Annotated in this window: 4 protein-coding genes; 3 read left to right on the top strand and 1 reads right to left on the bottom strand. The window is 66.1% G+C overall.

Features of this window, described 5'->3' with window-relative positions:
- Positions 1–124 precede the first annotated feature (124 nt).
- Positions 125–712, bottom strand: a complete 588-nt coding sequence (hisB, locus tag V6M56_RS12470; RefSeq protein ID WP_332684129.1) for an imidazoleglycerol-phosphate dehydratase HisB — start codon at positions 710–712, stop codon at positions 125–127.
- A gap of 53 nt (positions 713–765) precedes the next feature.
- Here hisB and V6M56_RS12465 point away from each other — a divergent pair, with 53 nt between their 5' ends.
- The 3 genes from V6M56_RS12465 to V6M56_RS12455 form a co-directional block, all read left to right on the top strand.
- Entirely contained in the window at positions 766–1035 is a 270-nt protein-coding gene (locus V6M56_RS12465; protein ID WP_332684127.1) for a hypothetical protein, read from the top strand.
- Between the two features lie 7 nt (positions 1036–1042).
- The gene (gene hslV / locus V6M56_RS12460) at positions 1043–1612 is read left to right on the top strand and encodes an ATP-dependent protease subunit HslV (RefSeq protein WP_332684125.1); all 570 of its coding nucleotides are present in this window, start codon (positions 1043–1045) and stop codon (positions 1610–1612) included.
- Positions 1609–1965 (top strand): GNAT family N-acetyltransferase (locus V6M56_RS12455; RefSeq protein ID WP_332684124.1); only part of this gene is annotated, 357 nt, incomplete at its 3' end. The genes hslV and V6M56_RS12455, both read left to right, overlap by 4 nt.

Here is a 1965-nt window from a genome sequence, read left to right as displayed (position 1 = left end):
CTGAAAAGCCGCGCAGCGGCGTCTCGAAGGATGATCCAGTTGGTTCCGGAGCCTCAGCGAGCATCCTTCCAGACGCCATGCCAGACGACATGGCTCCTCGGGATGAGGGGCGAAACCCCCGCCATCAGAGCGCGCCCTTGGTCGAGGGCACGCGTCCGCCCTCGCGCGGATCGACCTCGAGCGCTTGGCGCAGCGCCCGCGCCAGGCCCTTGAAGCAGCTCTCGGCGATATGGTGGGCGTTGTCGCCATAGAGCGTCTCGACATGCAGGGTGATGCCGGCGTTCATGGCGAAGGCCTGGAAGAACTCGCGCACCAGCTCGGTGTCGAAGCTGCCGATCTTCTCCGCCTTGAACTGCGTGCGGAAGACCAGGAAGGGCCGGCCCGAGACATCGACCGCGACACGGGTCAGCGTCTCGTCCATCGGCAGGTGGACGTCGGCATAGCGCCGGATGCCCTTCTTGTCGCCGAGCGCTGCCTTGAGCGCCTCGCCGAGTGCGATGCCGGCATCCTCGACCGAATGATGGTCGTCGATATGGGTATCGCCCTTCACCGCGATCGTGGTGTCGATCAGCGAATGCCGCGCGAACAGGTCGAGCATATGGTCGAAGAAGCCGACGCCGGTTGAAATCTCGGCCTTGCCCGTGCCGTCGAGCACGAGCTTCACCGAAATATCGGTCTCGTTGGTGCGGCGCTTGACCTCGCCCGAACGCATGCTGGCCTCTGTCTCTCGCGGATTTGGCGTCGCTTTAGCAGGCAGGAGGCGGGATGGCCATCGCCAAGCCGGCGGGCAACGAATACGCCTGCCGCTCTTGCGCGCGTCATCCCGGACAAGCCGCAAAGCGGCGCCGATCCGGAATCCATGCCGGAGCCTTCCCGAAAAAGGTTCAGGCATGGGTCCCGGGTCTCCCTTCGGTCGCCCGGGATGACCCGCGCATGATCGACAAACCGGGTCTAAAACTTGTCGAAACGAGGCTTGCCCTTGATACCGGGCGCCGGCCTGAACATGTTGGCGGCACCTGTTCCGATCGAGACTGAATCGCAAATGTCAGAGACCTCAAGCATTCCCAGCATGCACGCCACCACGATCCTGATGGTGCGCAAGGGCGGCCGCGTCGTGATCGGCGGCGATGGCCAGGTCTCGCTCGGCCCGACGATCATGAAGGGCAATGCGAAGAAGGTGCGCCGCCTCGCCAAGGGCTCGGTGATCGCCGGTTTCGCCGGCGCCACCGCCGACGCCTTCACGCTGTTCGAGCGGCTCGAGGCCAAGCTCGAGCAATACCCGACCCAGCTCCTGCGCGCCTGCGTCGAGCTCGCCAAGGACTGGCGCACCGACCGCTATCTGCGCCGGCTCGAGGCGATGCTGCTCGTCGCCGACAAGGAGGTCTCGCTCTTGATCTCGGGCACCGGCGATGTGCTGGAGCCGGAAGCGGGCGAGCACGGCTCGGTGATGGCGATCGGCTCCGGCGGCAATTTCGCGCTGGCCGCGGCCCGCGCTTTGGCCGATGTCGAGGCCGATGCCGAGACGATCGTGCGCAAGGCGATGAAGATCGCCGGCGACATCTGCGTCTACACCAATCACAGCCTGGTCATCGAGAGCCTGGAGGCGGCATGAGCTTCGCCGACGGCTATGCCTTCGCCCCGGCGACGCCGGACGACTTCCCGCTGCTCGCCCGCTGGCTGGCGCAGGAGCATGTCCAACGCTGGTGGGGCGATCCGGATGCGGAACTCGCCGAGATCGCTCGCATCTTCGGCGATCCCAGCATGGAGGCCCTGATCGTCAGCCATGACGGCCGCCCCTTCGCGCATCAGCAGAGCTGGACTCCTTCGCTCTGGCCGGACTACCCGCTGCAGGACCAGCCGCCCGGAACCCGCGGCATCGACCAGTTCATCGGCGAGGCCGACATGCTCGGAAAGGGCCACGGCCCGCGCTTCATCGCGGCCTTTGTCGCGCGGCTGTTTGCGGAA

The organism is Allobosea sp. (assembly GCF_036675845.1).
Classification (GTDB): Bacteria; Pseudomonadota; Alphaproteobacteria; order Rhizobiales; family Beijerinckiaceae; genus Allobosea.
The sequence above is the reverse complement of the archived record's forward strand: the minus strand, read 5'-3'. Positions and strand labels throughout refer to the sequence as shown.

Excerpts from the sequence above, each read along its gene's own strand:
- hslV (WP_332684125.1), top strand. The coding sequence starts at position 1,043 with ATGTCAGAGACCTCAAGCATTCCCAGCATGCACGCCACCACGATCCTG.
- hisB (WP_332684129.1), bottom strand. The coding sequence starts at position 712 with ATGCGTTCGGGCGAGGTCAAGCGCCGCACCAACGAGACCGATATTTCG.
- V6M56_RS12465 (WP_332684127.1), top strand. The coding sequence starts at position 766 with ATGGCCATCGCCAAGCCGGCGGGCAACGAATACGCCTGCCGCTCTTGC.